The sequence below is a fragment of the Streptomyces sp. NPDC005805 genome (genome assembly GCF_040630445.1).
Taxonomy (GTDB): Bacteria; Actinomycetota; Actinomycetes; order Streptomycetales; family Streptomycetaceae; genus Streptomyces.
The window spans coordinates 1-17,934 of the sequence record NZ_JBEXXN010000040.1 but is presented as its reverse complement, the minus strand read 5'-3'; the positions used below and the strand labels follow the sequence as shown (position 1 = coordinate 17,934).

Below are 17,934 nucleotides of genomic sequence, written 5' to 3'. Positions count from 1 at the left end.
CGGGGCGGGGGCGACCGGAGCCGGGCCGGCCGGGGCGAGCCGGCTGCGGGCCGGGCCATGGCGGGGGCGGCCGGAGCCGGGCCGGGCCGTGGCCTTTTCGGGCCGGGGGTGGGCGCTACTTCTTCGGCTTGCCGCTCTCGTCGCTGGAGAGCACCGCGATGAACGCCTCCTGCGGGACCTCCACGGAGCCGACCATCTTCATCCGCTTCTTGCCCTCCTTCTGCTTCTCCAGCAGCTTCCGCTTACGGGAGATGTCGCCGCCGTAGCACTTGGCGAGGACGTCCTTGCGGATGGCGCGGATGGTCTCGCGGGCGATGACCCGCGAGCCGATGGCCGCCTGGACGGGCACCTCGAAGGCCTGCCGCGGGATCAGCTCGCGCAGCTTGGCGACGAGCCGCACACCATAGGCGTACGCCTGGTCCTTGTGGGTGATCGCGGAGAAGGCGTCGACCTTGTCGCCGTGCAGCAGGATGTCGACCTTGACCAGGCTGGACGACTGCTCGCCGGTGGGCTCGTAGTCGAGCGAGGCGTAGCCGCGGGTCTTGGACTTCAGCTGGTCGAAGAAGTCGAAGACGATCTCCGCGAGGGGGAGGGTGTAGCGGATCTCGACGCGGTCCTCGGAGAGGTAGTCCATGCCGAGCAGGGTGCCGCGCCGGTTCTGGCACAGCTCCATGATCGAACCGATGAACTCGCTGGGCGCGAGGATCGTGGCGCGCACGACCGGCTCGTACACCTCGTCGATCTTGCCCTCGGGGAACTCGCTCGGGTTGGTGACGGTGTGCTCGCTGCCGTCCTCCATGACCACCCGGTAGACCACGTTCGGGGCGGTCGCGATCAGGTCGAGGCCGAACTCCCGCTCCAGGCGCTCCCGGATGACGTCCAGGTGGAGCAGGCCGAGGAAGCCGACGCGGAAGCCGAAGCCGAGGGCCGCGGAGGTCTCCGGCTCGTAGACCAGGGCGGCGTCGTTGAGGAGCAGCTTGTCCAGGGCGTCGCGCAGCTCCGGGTAGTCCGAGCCGTCCAGCGGGTAGAGGCCCGAGAAGACCATGGGCTTCGGGTCCTTGTAGCCGCCGAGGGCCTCGGTGGCGCCCTTGGTGAGCTGGGTGATCGTGTCGCCGACCTTGGACTGGCGGACGTCCTTCACACCGGTGATCAGATAGCCCACCTCGCCGACGCCCAGGCCGTCGGCCGGGAGCATCTCGGGCGAGTTGGTGCCGATCTCCAGCAGCTCGTGGGTGGCGCCGGTCGACATCATCCGGATGCGCTCGCGCTTGCCGAGCTTGCCGTCGACGACCCGGACGTAGGTCACGACACCGCGGTACGAGTCGTAGACCGAGTCGAAGATCATGGCGCGGGCCGGGGCGTCGGCCACGCCCACGGGGGCCGGGACCTCCCGGACGACCCGGTCGAGCAGCGCCTCGACGCCGACGCCGGTCTTCGCGGAGACCCGCAGCACGTCGTCGGGGTCGCAGCCGACCAGGTTGGCCAGTTCCTCGGCGAACTTCTCCGGCTGGGCGGCCGGCAGGTCGATCTTGTTGAGGACGGGGACGATCGCCAGGTCGTTCTCCATCGCGAGATAGAGGTTGGCGAGCGTCTGCGCCTCGATGCCCTGGGCGGCGTCGACCAGCAGGATCGTGCCCTCGCAGGCGGCCAGGGACCGGGACACCTCATAGGTGAAGTCCACGTGGCCGGGGGTGTCGATCATGTTGAGGATGTGCGTCCGGCCCTGGCCCTCGCCCTCGGTGGGGCTCCACGGCAGGCGGACGGCCTGGGACTTGATCGTGATGCCGCGCTCGCGCTCGATGTCCATCCGGTCGAGGTACTGCGCGCGCATCTGCCGCTGTTCGACGACACCGGTGAGCTGGAGCATCCGGTCGGCAAGCGTGGACTTGCCGTGGTCGATGTGCGCGATGATGCAGAAGTTGCGGATCAGCGCCGGGTCGGTACGGCTCGGCTCGGGCACGGAGGGAGGAGTCGCGGGCACGCAGGGTCCTGATTCTTTAGCAGACGCCGGGTCGGTGAGGCTCGCCTCGGGACGGTGTCGGATCGATACGCAGGCTCCTATGGTCCCATGCGCGCGGGACTGCGCCCGGTTTGGGCCACCCGAGTGCCTGCTGGTAGCCTGACGAGCTGTGTCTCGTGCCCTCTCATGTGCGGGACGCAACCTCAAGATCACAGATCATCGAACCTGAGAAGGCTCTTTTCGTGGCGAACATCAAGTCCCAGATCAAGCGGAACAAGACGAACGAGAAGGCGCGCCTGCGCAACAAGGCCGTCAAGTCGTCGCTCAAGACCGCGATCCGCAAGGCCCGCGAGGCCGTCGCCGCCGGCGACGCCGAGAAGGCGACCGTGGCGGCCCGTGCCGCTTCCCGTCAGCTCGACAAGGCCGTCTCCAAGGGTGTCATCCACAAGAACGCCGCCGCCAACAAGAAGTCGGCGCTGGCTTCCAAGGTTGCCTCCCTCCAGGGCTGAGCACCGCATCTGAACTGATCGCTGTCGGGGACCCAGCGGGCCCTCTCTTCCGCTCCCGGACAGCACCCTCCGCGCCGCACGCGGCCTGCGTTCGCCACGCGGGTGCGGCGCACCGAGCATGAGACAGGGCCCCGATGGCCGTCCTTCCCCAGGACGGTCACCGGGGCCCTTGTCATTGCCGCCCCGCTCCCGTGCGCCGGGCAGGCGGGCCGGGCGCGGTGGGACCGGGCCGGGCGCGGTGGGACCGGGCCGGGCGAGGGGCCGGACGTGCCCCTCAGGCGCGACGGCCCCGGCCGGGGCCCGGTCCGGTGGGTCAGGCGCGACGGGGGCGGGCGGCGCGGGCGATGGTGACGACCGCCTTCTCCAAGGCGTACTCCGGGTCGTCGCCCCCGCCCTTCACGCCCGCGTCGGCCTCGGCGACCGCGCGCAGGGCGACGGCGACGCCCTCCGGGGTCCAGCCGCGCATCTGCTGGCGGACGCGGTCGATCTTCCAGGGCGGCATGCCCAGCTCACGGGCGAGGTCGGCGGGGCGGCCCCCGCGCGCGGTCAGCAGCTTCCCGATCGCCCGCACGCCCTGCGCCAGCGCGCTGGTGATCAGGACCGGGGCGACGCCCGTGGACAGGGACCAGCGCAGCGCCTCCAGCGCCTCCGCCGCCCTGCCCTCCACCGCCCGGTCCGCGATGGTGAAGCTCGACGCCTCGGCGCGGCCCGTGTAGTAGCGCGCGACCACGGCCTCGTCGATGGTGCCCTCCACATCCGCCGTGAGCTGGGACACGGCGGAGGCGAGCTCCCGCAGATCGCTGCCGATCGCGTCCACCAGGGCCTGGCAGGCCTCGGGGGTCGCGGACCGGCCGAGGGACCTGAACTCCTGGCGCACGAAGGTCAGCCGCTCGGCGGGCTTGGTGGTCTTCGGGCAGGCGACCTCACGCGCTCCGGCCTTGCGGGCCGCGTCGAGGACGCCCTTCCCCTTCGCGCCGCCCGGGTGCAGCAGCACGAGGGTGATCTCCTCGGCCGGGGCGCCGAGATACGCCTTCACGTCCTTGATCGTGTCGGCGGAGAGGTCCTGCGCGTTGCGGACGATCACGACCTTGCGCTCGGCGAAGAGCGAGGGGCTGGTCAACTCGTCGAGGGTGCCGGGCTGCACCTGGTCGGCGGTGAGGTCGCGCACATCCGTGTCGGCGTCGGCCGCCCGGGCGGCGGCGACCACCTGCTGGACCGCGCGGTCCAGCAGCAGGTCCTCCTGGCCCACGGCGAGGGTCACGGGGGCGAGCGGGTCGTCGGTCGAACTGTTCCTGGCCATCGCGGTAAGCATCCCACGCGCCACCGACAGCCCGGGGGCGCCCGGGCGTAGGGGGCAGGGTCAGGGACCGGTGCCCGGCCCGGCGCCCCTGGGCGCGGTCAGGGCGCCTCGCGCCACCCGTCCCAGCCCGCGACGAACTCGTCCAGCGCGAGCGCGTCCAGCCGGCCGTCCGGGTCCTCGACGACCACCAGCCACTGCGCGTCCTCGGCGTCGTCCTCCCCCGCGAGGGCGTCCCGCACCAACTGGGGCTCCTCGGCCACCCCGAAGCGGTCGCCGAGGGACTCGGCGACCTCCTCGGCGGCGTCGCGGTCGGGCAGCACCAGCACATGTCTCACTTCGCTCACCCCCGCATTGTGCCGTGCCCGGTCAGACGGCCACCGGCCCGGTCAGGGCGAACTCCGCGACCTCCGGCACCGTGCCCGGTTCCAGCCCGAAGTGCTCGCGGTAGGCGTCCAGCACCTCCCGGTCGCTCTCCAGAAGACGCTCCGAGCGCTCCCCGCGCACGGTCGTCACCAGCTTCCGCCCCGACAGGGTGATCCGGCCCTCCTCGGTGAGCCGCGAGCAGACCAGCGAGGCGGTGAAGTGCGAGGCGGGGCAGGTGCGGTGGTACCAGCTGCCGACCTCGAACTCGGCGAGCGCCCGCGGCCTGGTGTCCAGCCGGAACTGCGGCACCCCACCCCGGAGCAGATCGAGGTCCCCGTGCCCCGGACCGTCCACCACCCGGAACACCCCGGCCGGGTCCTCCTGGTCCGACCTAGCGTCCAGCAGCAGCGGCCACCGGCTGTGGTCGCCGAACCCCACGTCCGCCAGCCACGGCCCCGTACCGTCCGCCGTCTCCACCCGGAGCGCCAGATGGTCGTACGGGACACCGAGAGCGCCGTCCCTGCCGAACACCCGGGCCTGGTGGAGGGTGACCCCGAAGCCCAGCGCCCGCAGCAACGCGGCGAAGGCGCCGTTGAGTTCGTAGCAGAAGCCGCCCCGGTGCCGCTCGACGATCTTCGCGACGAGCCGTTCCTCCTCCAGCACCACCTCCTCACGCCGGTGCACCGACAGATTCTCGAAGGGCACGGACAGCAGGTGCCGTACCTGGAGCTCCCGCAGGGCGGCGCCGTCCGCGCGCTCCGGCCGGGCGGCTCCGATACGCCGCAGATAGGCGTCGACGGCCTCCGCGGACAACCCGTCCGCCCGGCCCCGCCGTTCCTCGATGGTTCCCATGCGGACAGTCTTCCGAGGCGGACCCGCGGGGCGCCATCCGGGACCGTCCTGGGTCGTGCGGCGGAGACCGCCTCCTCCGACGGTCGGCCGTGTTTCGGTACCGCACGGCCGCTGGCTCGCCTCGCCGGGGGCTGCACGCCGGCCGCAACCAGCGGCCCCGCTCGGAGGCATGCACCCGGGGCCAGGAGCGGCGGCCCCCGCCAAAGGCGCGCGCACCCGGGCCGGCGGCGCTCGCGGGAAACGCGCACCCGGGCCGGCGGCGGCCGGTCACGGGCCCTCCCCGCGCGGCGGCCCGCGGCTCGTGACCGCGCGCAGCCGGGAGCCCGTGCCGGTCACGGCGATCGAGCCGTCGCGGTCGGTCCGCAGGACGAGGGCGCCCAGCGACCTCAGCAGCCCGACCGTGCGCGGCGAGGGGTGCCCGTACGGGTTGTCCCGGCCGCAGCTCACGAGCGCCAGCCTCGGCCGGACCACTGCGGCGAGCGCCGCGTGCTGGTGGGCCGAGCCGTGGTGGGCCACCTTGAGCACATCCACCCGGGGCAGCACCGGGCGGGCCCGCAGCAGTGCCTGCTGCGCGGGCGGCTCCAGGTCGCCCAGGAGCAGCAGCGTCGGGCCGTCGTCGACACGGACCAGCAGCGTCACACTGGCGTCGTTCGCGCCGCCGGCCACCGCCCCGGGCCGGTGATCCGGCCACAGGACCTCCCACTCGACGCCCCCGGCCCGCCGGCGCTCACCGGGGGCGGCCCGGACCACCTCCACCCCGGCCCGGGCCGCGGTCCGGTCGACGAACTCGGCCTGTGCGGCGGGTTCCTCCAGGTGCGTGGTCTGGATCGCGCCCACGCTCCGCCCGTCGAGCACGCCGGGAAGACCGGCGACATGGTCGGCGTGGAAGTGGGTCACAACCAGCAGGGGCACGCTGGTCACGCCCAGTTCACTCAGGCAGCGGTCGGCCGGCTCCGGGTCCGGCCCCGCGTCGACGACCACGGCCGTGCCCTCCCCCACCGAGACGACCGTGCTGTCTCCCTGCCCGACATCGCACATCACGTAGTCCCAGTCGGGCGGCGGCCAGCCCGTGACGACCCGGGTGAGCGGTGCCGGGCGGGCGACCACCAGCAGGAGCAGCAGGACGCAGACCGCCCCGGCCAGCGGATGCCGTGGCAGCCGCCGGACGACGGCGACGACCGTGAGGGTGACGACCGCGAGCAAAAGCCCCCCGACCCAGCCGCCGGGCCAGTGCAACCCCGCACCGGGCAGCTCCGCCCCGGTCCGCGCGACGGCGGCGATCCAGCCCGCGGGCCACCCGGCGCACCAGGCGATCACCGCCGCGACGGGCATGGCCACGGGTGCGGCGGCCAGCGCGGCGAACCCGAGGACGGTGGCGGGTGCGACGGCGAGCTCCGCGGCCAGGTTGCACGGGATGGCCACCAGGCTGACCCGGGCCGCGAACACCGCGACCACGGGTCCGCAGACCGCCTGCGCGGCGGCGGCAGCGGCCAGGGCCTCCGCGATCCGCGGCGGGACGCCTCGGCTCTGGAGGGGGGCACTCCAGCGAGGCGCCAGCGTCAGCAGGGCACCGGTCGCCAGCACGGAGAGCAGAAAGCCGTAACTGCGCGCGAGCCAGGGGTCGTAGAGCACCAGCAGCAGGACGGCCGCCGCCAGGGCGGGCAGCAGGGACCGGCGGCGCCCGGTGGCGATGGCGAGCAGCGTGACGAGCCCGCAGGCGGCCGCCCGCAGCACGCTCGGCTCGGGGCGGCAGACCACGACGAACGCCAGCACCAGACCGCCGCCGAGGAGCGCCGTGTTCCGCAGGGTGATGCCCAGGCGCGCTGCCAGACCCCCTCGTTCGGCGAGCAGCGCCCGCCCGGGCGGACCGATGAGCAGCAGGAGCACGATCGTGAGGTTGCTGCCGCTGACGGCGGTGAGGTGGGTCAGGTCCGTCGCTTCGAACGCCTCCTGGAGGTCGGCGGGCATCCGGGAGGTGTCGCCGACGACCAGCCCGGGGAGCAGAGCCCGGGCGTCCGGCGGCAGTTCGTCGGTCGCCTCGCGCAGACCGGCGCGCAGGTCCCCGGCGAAGCGCTGGGCAGTGGTCGGCGGGCCGGTGACCCGTGGGCCCGATCCCGCCCGGACCCGCAGCACGGCGGCGAAGCGGTCGTCCGGACGCTTCGGGGGCGCGAGGCTCCCGGACAGCCGCAGGCGGGTCGAGGGCAGCAGACTCCGCCAGTCGCTGTCCCGCCCGGCGGCCGCGACCAGGACCAGCACCGGTGTGCGGAGGCCGGTGGTCTCGCCGTGCGGCCCCCGGACATGAACCGCCTCCGCGTCGAAGACGATCGTCTCCGGTGCCGTGCGGTCGCCGACGGCCTTGGGCAGGAGCGGGCGCGGGTCGGAACGCACCGCCACCTCGGCGGTGACGACCGCGCCCTGGCGGGCCAGTTCCGGCAGCGGGCCGCGCCGCAGGTCCGCCATATGCAGGCCCGCGACGGTCGCACCGGCGGCGGCGCACAGCAGGACGCCCGCGACGGCCGTGGCCCGCAGCCGGGGTCCGGCACCGGGGTCTCGCAGGGCTCGGGCAGGCGCGTCCCGCCCGGCCCGGTGGCCGCCGCCCGCGCACCCCGCGAGCAGCAGCGCACCGGCCGCCGACACGGAGACGACCACCCCTACCGCGGTCGCCCGGCCCGATGCTCCGAGGGCCAGGGCGGCCGCGCCCCAGGCCGCGAGGGCGAGCGGTACGAGCCGGAGGTCGGCCGGGCCCTCCCCGCCCCACCGGGGCGGGTGCGGACCGTCGTCCGCGCGGCGAGCGCCGGTGACGGCGGGCGGCGGCCGCAGCGCGGCCCCCGGGACGGCCCGGTTCATGGCCGCACCTTGCTCTGCAGATCGGCGAACCGCCGTTCGCCGATCCCGTTGACGTCACGCAGCTCCTCGACCGAGCGGAAGCCGCCGTTGCGGGTGCGGTGGTCGATGATGTGCTGGGCGAGCACGGGGCCGACGCCCGGCAGTGTCTCCAACTGCTCGGCGGTGGCGGTGTTCAGACTGACCGGAGCGGAGCCCCCGCCTCCCGGGGCAGCCCCGGCCCCAGGTCCTGCGGCGACGGCCATCGGCAGTCCGACCACCACCTGTTCGCCGTCGTTCAAGACGCGAGCCCGGTTGAGCCCGGCCAGATCCGCGCCGCGCTCCACTCCCCCGGCGGCCTCCAGGGCGTCGTCCACCCGCGACCCTGCGGGCAGCCGCAGCACACCCGGCTTGCGCACCTTGCCGCTCACGTCCACGACGATCCGCGCCGAGGGCGCGGCGGTGACGGCCCCCGGGAGGGCCCCGCCGGGCGGGTCGGCGGGGCGGTCCCCGTCCGGCGCCCGGACCTCGCCCTGCCGGACCACCTCCGGCGCGGCCACCGGTTGCGGGCGGCCGGACCAGAAGTGCTGGACGGCGAAGAGCCCGGCGGCCACGAGGACCACGGCCAGCGCCGCGAGGGTGCGCGGTTCGAGCCCGCAGCGGAGCTGCACCCAGAGCGGCAGCCGCTCCCGCAACGCGGCCCACCGCGAGCCCCCGCCCGGACCCGCCGCCGCGCCCAAGGCGATCCGCCCACTATCGGCCCCCGCGCCCGCTGCGTCGGGCACACCCGGCGCAGGGGGACCATCGGGCAGGCCGGCCCCGCCCGGCGGCTCGGGCAGGCCGGGCTGTGGTGGCTCGTCCACCGGGACGCGCCCCTCCGCCGGATGTGCCCCGCCCCGGCGAGGAACGGACGACGGCGGCCCGGAGGGCCCTGCGCCCGAGACCGGCGCCACCCCGCCCGCCGAAGGCGTGAACAGCGCCTCGGCACGGCGGCGCGAGGCGGTCACGGGCGGCGCGGCGGCCCGGCCGAGGCGCGGACCAGCCGACACCTGCGACGCGCTCCGCGCACGCCCACCGCCCCCACGCACCCCGTCCCCGCCGCCTTCCGGATCGTCGTTGGCGATGCCCAGGGAGGCCCCGCGCGGCCAGCCCGCGAAAGGCCCGCCCGGGCCGAGTTCATCCGACGGCGTGCCCCGCCCCGGGACCGCCGCGAGGCCCGGTCCGCCGCCGCCCGCGCCCGCGCGATGGCGGCCGGTCGGCCTGCGCAGCGGGGCGAGGCGCCCTTGGCGGTGACGGGCACGGCCGTCGGAGGCGTGCGGACGGCCGGGACCACTGGTTGCGAAAGAGCTGCGAAAGGTCATGCCGAGAACGCTAAGGAGCGCCCCCGAACCCCGCTGAGCTGCGTCAAATCCCGTGGATAACCAGGCCCTTGTGGATATCCCGGCCACTCACACGAGTGAACGAACCGCCCGCCCGCCCAGCCCCTCAGGCACCTCAACGCCTCAACGCCTCAACGCCTCAACGCCTCAACGCGAGGAGACCACGACCGCGAGCAGTCCCGGCCCGGTGTGCGCGCCGATCACCGCGCCCACCTCGCTCACATGCAGGTCCGCCAGGCCGATGACCCGGTCCCGCAGCCGGTCGGCGAGCACCGCCGCCCGGTCCGGGGCCGCCAGGTGGTGTACCGCGATGTCCACCGGCGCGGTCCCCGCCCGCTCCGCCGCGATCTCCTCCAGCCGCGCGATGGCCCGCGAGGCGGTGCGCACGCGTTCCAGCGGCCCGATCCGGCCGTCCTCCAGGGTCAGGAGCGGTTTCACCGCGAGCGCCGACCCCAGCAGGGCCTGCGCCGCCCCGATCCGGCCGCCGCGCCGCAGGAAGTCCAGGGTGTCGACGTAGAAGTAGGCGGAGGTGCCCTCGGCGCGCTTCTCCGCCGCCGCGACCGCCTCGTCCAGCGAGCCGCCCGCCTCGGCCACCTCGGCCGCCGCCAGGGCGCAGAACCCGAGGGCCATGGCGACCATACCGGTGTCCACGACACGGACCGGCACGGGCGCGTCCTTCGCCGCGAGGACGGCGGCGTCGTAGGTGCCGGAGAACTCCGACGACAGGTGCAGGGAGACGATCGCGCTCGCCCCGGCCTCGGCCTTCGCGCGGTACGCGCGGGCGAAGGTCTCCGGGCTCGGGCGTGAGGTGGTCACCGGGCGGCGCTTCTGGAGGGCCGCGGCCAGCGAGCGCGACGAGATCTCGGTGCCCTCCTCCAGCGCCTGGTCGCCGAGGACGACAGTCAGCGGCACCGCGGTGATGCCGTGCCGCTCCATCGCCGGGGCCGGCAGGTAGGCCGTGGAATCGGTGACGATCGCGACATGGCGGGACATGAGCGGGAGGTTACCCTCCGGGCGCGCCGGACGGCAGCCCAGGGCCCTCTCCGCCCCCGCCGGGCACCCCGCTCAACCCGCGATCCCCGTTCGGCGCGCGGGCCCGGGTCAGCAAGCGGTCCCCGCTCGGCCGGCGGTCGCGGCTCAGTTCGTGGCCTCGGCTCAGTTCGTGGTCTCGGGACGCGGGGACTTCTGCCAGGAGTAGGTGTTCAGCCGCGGGTCGGGCGCCGTGATCGCCTGGGGCTGCCCCTCGGCGGGCCCCTCACCGCTCTCCGCGGACCGCGCGGGCCCGCCCGCTGCCCCGCCGGCCGCCCCCGCAGCGGGCCAGGACGCCGTGCGCCCGGCGCCCTGCGCCGGGGCCGCGTCCGCCTGCGTCCCCTCCTGCGACCAGTGGCGCAGCGCGCCCGCCTCCATGTCGATCTGCGCGCTCAGCGAGTCCAGGTCGTCGGCGGCGAAGCGCTGCGCGCGGTCCCGGGCGGCCCAGCGGAGCGCGTCCGCGGAGTGGGTGACCCGCTCGGTGCGCTCGCGCAGCTCGGGCAGGAGCGAGGCGACCTTCGCGCGGTCGGGTTCGCGCTCCAGGCGCTTGAGGTCGGCGTCGAGTTCGTGTCCGTGCGCGCTGAGGCGGCGGAAGAGGTCCAGCGACTCCGACAGCGAGGCGTCCTCCGCCACGCCCGCCTCCAGCGCGTCCTGGGTGGCGCGCATCGAAGTGCGCAGGGACAGCCGCAACCGGGCCAGCTCGCCCGCCGGGCCGGGCTGCCCGTAGGTGCGGGCGCGCAGGGTGGTGTCCTCGACCGTGCGGCGGGCCTGGTTCACCGTGCGCTCGACCCCGCGCTTCGCGGCGCCCACCGCCTTCACGCCCGCGTAGACCCCGAGGGCCACCATGGCGAGGAAGAGCACCGCCAGAATCACGATGACACTCTCCATGGGCCCCTCCGGCGTCGAATACGGTCCCGCCGCGGCGCCCGCAACGGAGTCCCGCGGCTGTTCTCCTCCCACGGTAAACGGAAAGGGCAGGCCGAGGGTTCCAGCGGAACCCCCAACCTGCCCTTAAGGGGTGTCTCGGGGCACTCTCCTGGCCCGTTGCGCGGGCGCCGTGTTGACCCCCGCGCCCCGGCCGTGGCCGCGCCGACCGCCCGCGCGCCCCCGACCCGAACCCCCGCCGGAACCTACGCCGGCACGATGTTGACCAGCTTCGGCGCCCTGACGATCACCTTGCGGATACCGGCGCCGCCCAGCGCCGCCACCACCGCCTCGTCACCCAGTGCCAGCTTCTCCAGCTCCTCGTCCGTGATCGACGGCGGCACCTCCAGGCGGGCCTTGATCTTGCCCTTGATCTGGACGACGCAGGTCACGGTCTCGTCGACCACGTACGCCGGGTCGGCGACCGGGAAGTCCGCGTGCACCACGGAGCCGGTGTGGCCCAGCCGGTGCCACAGCTCCTCCGCGATGTGCGGGGCCAGCGGCGCGATCAGCAGCACCAGGCGCTCGGCGACCGACCGGGGCAGCGGGGCGCCGCCCTTGGTCAGGTGGTTGTTCAGCTCGGTGATCTTCGCGATCGCCGTGTTGAACCGCATCGCGGCCAGGTCCTGGCCGGCCCCGTCGATCGCCTTGTGCAGGGCGCGCAGGGTGGCCTCGTCCGGCTCGGTGTCGACGACGGTGACCTCGCCGGTCGACTCGTCGACGATGTTGCGCCACAGCCGCTGGAGCAGCCGGTACTGGCCGACGACCGCGCGGGTGTCCCAGGGGCGGGAGACGTCCAGCGGGCCCATCGCCATCTCGTACAGGCGCAGGGTGTCGGCGCCGTACTCGGCGCAGATCTCGTCGGGCGTGACCGCGTTCTTCAGGGACTTGCCCATCTTGCCCAGCTCGCGCCTGACCGGCTCGCCCTCGAAGTAGAACGCGCCGTCCCGCTCCTCGACCTCGGCCGCCGCCACCGGGAAGCCGCGGCTGTCCCGGTACACGTACGCCTGGATCATGCCCTGGTTGTACAGCTTGTGGAACGGCTCGGCGGAGGAGACGTGCCCCAGGTCGAAGAGGACCTTGGACCAGAAGCGCGCGTACAGCAGGTGCAGCACGGCGTGCTCGGCGCCGCCGACGTACAGGTCGACGCCGCCGTGCGGCTTGCCGTCCCGCGGACCCATCCAGTAGCGCTCGGTCTCGGGGTCGACCAGCTTCTCGCTGTTGTGCGGGTCCAGGTAGCGCAGCTCGTACCAGCAGGAACCGGCCCAGTTGGGCATGGTGTTGGTCTCGCGGCGGTACTTCCTCGGCCCGTCGCCCAGGTCCAGGGTGACGTTGACCCAGTCCTCGTCGCGGGACAGGGGCGTCTCCGGCTGGGTGTCCGCGTCGTCCGGCTCGAAGGTGCGCGGCGAGTAGTCGTCGACCTCGGGCAGTTCCAGCGGCAGCATCGACTCGGGCAGCGGGTGGGCGATGCCGTCCTCGTCGTAGACGATCGGGAAGGGCTCGCCCCAGTAGCGCTGGCGGCTGAACAGCCAGTCGCGCAGGCGGAAGTTGATGGTGCCCTCGCCGACGCCCCTGGCGACCAGCCACTCGATGATGCGGCTCTTGGCCTCGGCCACGTCCAGGCCGTTCAGCGAGATCTCGTCGTTGGCGGAGTTGATCGCCGGGCCCTGGCCGGTGTACGCCTCGCCCTCCCAGCCCTCGGGCGGCCGCACGGTGCGGACCACGGGCAGGCCGAATGCCTCGGCGAACTCCCAGTCCCGCTCGTCCTGTCCGGGGACGGCCATGATCGCGCCGGTGCCGTAGCCCATCAGCACGTAGTCGGCGACGAAGACGGGCACACGCTCGCCGGTGACCGGGTTGACCGCGTGGGCGCCGGAGAAGACGCCGGTCTTGTCCTTGTGCTCGGTCTGCCGCTCGACGTCGGACTTGGTCTGCGCCTGCTTGCGGTACGCGGCGACGGCCTCGGCCGGGGTCGCGGCGCCGCCGGTCCACGCCTCGGGGACGCCCTCGGGCCACGCGGCGGGCAGGATCGAGTCGATCAGGCCGTGCTCGGGGGCCAGCACCATGTAGGTGGCGCCGAACAGGGTGTCGGGGCGGGTGGTGAAGACGGTGATCGCCGTGTCCGGGCGGCCGTCGACGGGGAAGTCGACGCGGGCGCCCTCGGAGCGGCCGATCCAGTTGCGCTGCTGCAGCTTGATGGCCTCGGGCCAGTCCAGCGCGTCCAGGTCGTCCAGCAGGCGGTCCGCGTAGGCGGTGATGCGCATGTTCCACTGGCGCAGCTTCGCCTTGAAGACGGGGAAGTTGCCGCGCTCGGAGCGGCCGTCGGCGGTGACCTCCTCGTTCGCCAGCACGGTGCCCAGGCCCGGGCACCAGTTGACGGGCGCGTCGGAGGCGTACGCCAGGCGGTACTCGCCCAGGACGTCGGCGCGCTCACCGGCGGTCAGCTCGGCCCAGGCGCGCCCGCCGGGCACCTCGCGGGAGCCGTCCTCGAACTGCGCGACCAGCTCGGCGATCGGCCGGGCCTTCTCCGCCTCCGTGTCGTACCAGGAGTTGAAGATCTGCAGGAAGATCCACTGGGTCCAGCGGTAGTAGTCCGGGTCGATCGTGGCGAAGGAGCGGCGCTTGTCGTGGCCCAGGCCCAGTCGGCGCAGCTGCGCCTTCATATTGACGATGTTGGCCTCGGTGGAGACCCGGGGGTGGGTGCCGGTCTGCACCGCGTACTGCTCGGCGGGCAGGCCGAAGGCGTCGAATCCCAGGGTGTGCAGGACGTTGTGGCCGGTCATCCGCTGGTGGCGGGCGAAGACGTCGGTGGCGATGTAGCCCAGGGGGTGGCCGACGTGCAGTCCCGCGCCCGAGGGGTACGGGAACATGTCCATGATGAACTTCTCGGGCCGGGCCGCGACGGCCGGGTCCCCGGCCAGGTCGCCGCTCGGGTTGGGCGCCTCGTAGGTGCCGTCCGCGTCCCAGAAGTCCTGCCAGCGTGCCTCGATGTCGGCCGCCATGGCGGCCGTGTAACGATGCGGGGCTGCCGCCTCGGCAGCGGAGTTCGTCTCGCTCATGATCCTTGAAAGCTCCATCGATCGTCTCTGCCGGCTGCCGCGATTCATCCGCTCCGGCCGGTGGTCCGGTGATCCGGTGAAATGAAAAATCCCCTCGCACAGGAGGGGACGCCGCGCTGGTTCCGACGTTTTCCGTCATCCGTCGGGAGTGGTCAGCGCGGCTCGCTAAGCAGAAGGCGTACGGCACGCATGGCGTCAGGGTACCGCAGCCGGAGAACGGGCCGCATACGCCTTGTGCCGGGGCCGCGTCCCACCCCGCCCGCACCCGGCCGATCCCTGCGGACGGCCTTACTCCGCGTATCGGCCGGATCCAGGGCAACCCCCGGGTCAGTTGGCGCTCCTTCACCTCAGATAACGCCGAAACCCGCTACCACGCGGTATGGGTCGACCTAGAGTGCGTCAACGGGACCGCTTTCCCGCACCATTCGGAGTCGCCCCATGAACCCTCGTCTCAAACAGCGTTTGTCGCCGGGCCCCGGGCCAGGACTCAGCCGCCCCGTCCAGGGCGGCCTCTACGCGGCCGCACTCGTCCTCATCCCGTTGCTGGCCGTCCTCGGCAGCGACGGTTTCCGCGCCGCGCTCGACTTCACCACCGGGGTCCTGTCCCTGGTGTCGCTGACCGCCTCCGTCGCCTGGGGGCTGCTCGCCACCGACCGGGTGCTGCTCGCCCCGCGGCACCGGCTGCTCGCCCAGGGCATCCACCGGACCACGGCGGTGGCCTCGCTCGGCTTCCTGCTGCTGCACGCCACCGTGAAGGTCTCGCTCGGGCACGTCGCGCTCGTCGGCGCCCTGATCCCGTTCAGCCTGGGGGTCACCGGCACCTCGGCGCTGATCGGCTTCGGCTCGCTGGCCGGCCTGCTGATGGTCGTCGCGGCCACCACGGGCGCCCTGCGCAGCGCGCTCGCCGGCAACAGCAAGGTCGCCGGCCGCTGGCGGCCGCTCCATATGCTGGCCTATCCGGCCTGGTGCTTCGCGCTGGTGCACGGACTCTACGCGGGTCGCCCCGCCGCCGGCTGGGTCGTCGCGATGTACTGCCTGGCCCTCGCCGGAGTCGCCGCCGCCGTGGCGGTACGGCTGCTGCCCCGGCCGATGCAGCGCCAGATCGCCGGCCGGATCCTGGCCCTGACCGGCGGCGGCGCCGTCCGGCCGCCGTCCGCGGAGGAGCAGGCGCAGCGCGACATGGCCCTCTCCCCGCTCCCCGGCACGTCCGGCATGGGCACGGCGGCCGGCATGAACGCCGCGGCCGGGATGAACGCTGGGCGCCGCGGGCGCGTACCCGCTGGCATGGACCGTATGGACCGCATGGACCGGCCGGGTGGGGACCCGCCGGGCGGCGGCATCCCCCAGCAGCGCCCCTACGCGGACGAGGCCCCTCCGCTGGGCGGCGGCCGCACGCAGCCGCCCCGGCTCGCCGCGCCCTCGCCGCAGCTCTACGAGGTGCCCCCGCCTCCGGAGGCCGACCCCTCCGTGCTGCCGGGCGGCGGCCGGGCGCCGGGGATGGCTGCCGCGTACCGCGCGGTGTCGCTGGCCGGGGACCCGTCCGCCCCGCTCGCGGAGCGGGTTCCGATGACCGAGGAGATACCCGTGGTCACGGAATCCGGCCCGCCGCCGGGCTCCTGGCCCACCCCGTCCCCGCCGCCCCCCGCGCAGGCCCAGCGGCCCGAGGCCCCGCCGTACGACACCCCGCCCCCGCCGCTCTTCGACGCTCCCCCGTCCTACGACGCGCCGCCCGCCTACGGCTTCGCCCCCTACGGCACGCCCGGCGACCTCGGCGACACGGGCGGCTACCCGCCCTACAACCCCGCCGCCGACACCCAGCCCCCGTACCAGCCCGGCGGCGGCCCCGCCTACGACCCCAACTCCCCGTACCCCGCCGCCCCGGAGGCCGGGGCCGTCGACGACACGGCGGCCATGCCGGGACCGCTCTACCAGCCGCCGGCCGGGGAGCCCTGGAACGCACCCGCAGGAGAACGACCGTGAACGCCCCCCTCCCTGACGTCCCCGAGGTCCGCGTCGTCGGCCTCCCGCAACTGACGCAGGGTTTCGACCTGGTCGAGCGGCTCGACCTCCAGATGCATCTGAAGGTCCACGGGCCGCTGGAGCCGGTCAGCGGCGAGCGGCTCGCCCAGCTCGCCGAGGAGATATCCCTGACCGGCCGGGGCGGGGCGGGCTTCCCGTTCGGCAAGAAGCTGCGCGCGGTCGCCAAGTCGGCGATCCGGCGCGGTGTCCGGCCGGTCGTCGTGGTCAACGGCAGCGAGGGGGAACCCGCCTGCCGCAAGGACACCGTCCTTCTCAACCGGGCGCCGCACCTGATCCTGGACGGCGCGCTGCTGGCCGCCGAGGCGCTCGGCGCGCGCACCCTGGTGGTCGCGGTGACGCGGAACTCCACCGAGATCTCCATGCGCGCGGCCCTCGCCGAGCGCGGGCTCTCCGACCGCCGGGGCCAGCAGTTGCGGGCGCGTGTGGTGCGCACCCCGGAGCGGATGGTCTCCGGCGAGGCGTCCTCCGTGATCCGCGCGGTCAACGGCGGGCCCGCGCTGCCGCCCGGCCGCCGGGTGCGCGCCGCCGAGTCCGGCGTCGGCGGCGCGCCGACCCTGCTGTCGAACGCCGAGACCTTCGCCCAGCTCGCCGTCGCCGCCCGGGTCGGCTCCCGGCGCTACGCGCACACCGGCCTGGACTCCGAGCCGGGCACGGTGATGCTGACGATCTCCGGGGCGGTCGCGCGGCCGATGGTCGTCGAGGTCCCGACCGGTGTCCCGCTGCGCTACGTCCTCCAGCTCGCGGGCGCGCCGCCGCTCCCCCAGGGGGTGCTGACCGGCGGCTACCACGGCAACTGGATCGACTCCGCGGCCGTGCACGAGGCGGTGGTCTCCAAGGCCTCCCTGGCGTCCGTGGGGGGCGCCCTGGGGGCCGGGGCGATCCTGCCGATCGGCCCGGAGACCTGCCCGCTCGGCGAGTCCCTGCGGGTGGCGAACTGGCTGGCGGCGGAGACCGCCGGCCAGTGCGGGCCCTGCAAGCTGGGCCTGCCGGCCGCCGCGGGCGGGCTGGCAGACGTCATCAACGGCGGCGGCCCCGCGGCCCTGGAGGCGCTGCGCGAGGTGACGCAGGCGGTGAAGGGCCGGGGCGCGTGCAAGCACCCGGACGGCAGCGCCCGCTTCTTCTCCTCGACCCTCTCCGCCTTCACGGACGACCTCGCCGCGCATGTCCTGCACGGCGGCTGCGGACGCCCCACGACCGGTGTGCTGCCGCTTCCGCTGCCGGGCTACGAGGAGGCCGAGGAGTCCATCCCCAGCGGGGAGAAGATCTTCATCGACTGGACCCTCTGCCAGGGGCACGGCCTCTGCGCGGACATCGTCCCGGAGCTGATCCGGCTGAACCCGGACGGCTTCCCGTCGGTCGCGGACGCCGTGGTTCCGACGCATATGCGGGGCCGCGCGCAGCGGGCCGTACGCCGCTGCCCGGCGCTGGCGATGCGGATCGAGCAGGTGGCGACCGCGGGGGCGCCGGAGCCACCGTCCCGGCCCGCGCTGCCGAGCAGCAACCGCAAGGCCCTGGGCAGCGGCCGGAGTTGAGCACGCGCCCGCCCGCCGACCCCGCGAAGGGGCGGCGGGCACCCCGGCGGACATGCCGAACACGAGGAAGCGGGCCACCCTCACCGGGTGGCCCGCTTCCTCGTTCTGTGGAGCTAAGGAGAATTGAAAAAAAGACCACCAGGAATACCAGAAAGCGCACAAAC

The 17,934-nt window shown here is 74.3% G+C and carries 12 protein-coding genes; 3 read left to right on the top strand and 9 right to left on the bottom strand.

The annotated features are described in order from the left end of the window. Nucleotides 1-115 precede the first annotated feature (115 nt). A complete protein-coding gene (gene lepA, locus ABZ457_RS21270) occupies nt 116-1,981 on the bottom strand; it encodes a translation elongation factor 4 (RefSeq protein ID WP_359159433.1) in 1,866 nt (621 codons plus the stop codon). A 221-nt stretch (nt 1,982-2,202) separates the two neighbouring features. On the opposite strand from lepA, the gene rpsT reads away from it, so the two are divergent. Beyond that, the gene (gene rpsT, locus ABZ457_RS21265; protein ID WP_018846685.1) at nt 2,203-2,469 is read left to right on the top strand and encodes a 30S ribosomal protein S20; all 267 of its coding nucleotides are present in this window, start codon (nt 2,203-2,205) and stop codon (nt 2,467-2,469) included. 313 nt (nt 2,470-2,782) lie between these two features. Here rpsT and holA read toward each other — a convergent pair whose 3' ends face one another. The 8 genes from holA to leuS all read right to left on the bottom strand — a co-directional run bounded on the left by holA (nt 2,783) and on the right by leuS (nt 14,198). Then, nucleotides 2,783-3,769, bottom strand: coding sequence for a DNA polymerase III subunit delta (gene holA / locus ABZ457_RS21260; protein WP_359159430.1), 987 nt, complete (start codon nt 3,767-3,769; stop codon nt 2,783-2,785). A gap of 98 nt (nt 3,770-3,867) precedes the next feature. After that, nucleotides 3,868-4,113, bottom strand: coding sequence for a hypothetical protein (locus ABZ457_RS21255; protein WP_359159428.1), 246 nt, complete (start codon nt 4,111-4,113; stop codon nt 3,868-3,870). Nucleotides 4,114-4,135: 22 nt separating this feature from the next. Beyond that, a complete protein-coding gene (locus ABZ457_RS21250; protein WP_359159426.1) occupies nt 4,136-4,984 on the bottom strand; it encodes an arylamine N-acetyltransferase in 849 nt (282 codons plus the stop codon). 267 nt (nt 4,985-5,251) lie between these two features. Further along, nucleotides 5,252-7,831 carry a ComEC/Rec2 family competence protein gene (locus ABZ457_RS21245; RefSeq protein WP_359159423.1) on the bottom strand — a complete coding sequence of 860 codons (2,580 nt, stop codon included), beginning with the start codon at nt 7,829-7,831 and terminating at the stop codon, nt 5,252-5,254. Next, nucleotides 7,828-8,670: a ComEA family DNA-binding protein gene (locus tag ABZ457_RS21240; RefSeq protein ID WP_359159421.1), complete on the bottom strand. Its 843-nt coding sequence runs from the start codon at nt 8,668-8,670 to the stop codon at nt 7,828-7,830. The genes ABZ457_RS21245 and ABZ457_RS21240 overlap by 4 nt, the downstream gene beginning before the upstream one ends. A gap of 663 nt (nt 8,671-9,333) precedes the next feature. After that, a complete protein-coding gene (locus tag ABZ457_RS21235; protein WP_359159419.1) occupies nt 9,334-10,179 on the bottom strand; it encodes a DegV family protein in 846 nt (281 codons plus the stop codon). Between the two features lie 162 nt (nt 10,180-10,341). Continuing rightward, entirely contained in the window at nt 10,342-11,103 is a 762-nt protein-coding gene (locus ABZ457_RS21230; protein WP_359159417.1) for a hypothetical protein, read from the bottom strand. A 242-nt stretch (nt 11,104-11,345) separates the two neighbouring features. Beyond that, the gene (leuS, locus tag ABZ457_RS21225; protein ID WP_359159415.1) at nt 11,346-14,198 is read right to left on the bottom strand and encodes a leucine--tRNA ligase; all 2,853 of its coding nucleotides are present in this window, start codon (nt 14,196-14,198) and stop codon (nt 11,346-11,348) included. 438 nt (nt 14,199-14,636) lie between these two features. Here leuS and ABZ457_RS21220 point away from each other — a divergent pair, with 438 nt between their 5' ends. Together ABZ457_RS21220 and ABZ457_RS21215 are read left to right on the top strand one after the other, a co-directional pair. Next, nucleotides 14,637-16,178 (top strand): hypothetical protein, encoded by a 1,542-nt coding sequence (locus tag ABZ457_RS21220; RefSeq protein WP_359159413.1) that lies wholly within the window; start codon nt 14,637-14,639, stop codon nt 16,176-16,178. Further along, the gene (locus ABZ457_RS21215) at nt 16,175-17,770 is read left to right on the top strand and encodes a ferredoxin (protein WP_359159411.1); all 1,596 of its coding nucleotides are present in this window, start codon (nt 16,175-16,177) and stop codon (nt 17,768-17,770) included. Before ABZ457_RS21220 ends, ABZ457_RS21215 begins: the two co-directional genes overlap by 4 nt. Nucleotides 17,771-17,934 lie beyond the last annotated feature (164 nt).

Coding starts and splice junctions, on each gene's coding strand:
- holA (WP_359159430.1), bottom strand. CDS start 3,769: ATGGCCAGGAACAGTTCGACCGACGACCCGCTCGCCCCCGTGACCCTC.
- ABZ457_RS21250 (WP_359159426.1), bottom strand. CDS start 4,984: ATGGGAACCATCGAGGAACGGCGGGGCCGGGCGGACGGGTTGTCCGCG.
- ABZ457_RS21245 (WP_359159423.1), bottom strand. CDS start 7,831: ATGAACCGGGCCGTCCCGGGGGCCGCGCTGCGGCCGCCGCCCGCCGTC.
- ABZ457_RS21235 (WP_359159419.1), bottom strand. CDS start 10,179: ATGTCCCGCCATGTCGCGATCGTCACCGATTCCACGGCCTACCTGCCG.
- ABZ457_RS21230 (WP_359159417.1), bottom strand. CDS start 11,103: ATGGAGAGTGTCATCGTGATTCTGGCGGTGCTCTTCCTCGCCATGGTG.
- leuS (WP_359159415.1), bottom strand. CDS start 14,198: ATGAGCGAGACGAACTCCGCTGCCGAGGCGGCAGCCCCGCATCGTTAC.
- ABZ457_RS21220 (WP_359159413.1), top strand. CDS start 14,637: ATGAACCCTCGTCTCAAACAGCGTTTGTCGCCGGGCCCCGGGCCAGGA.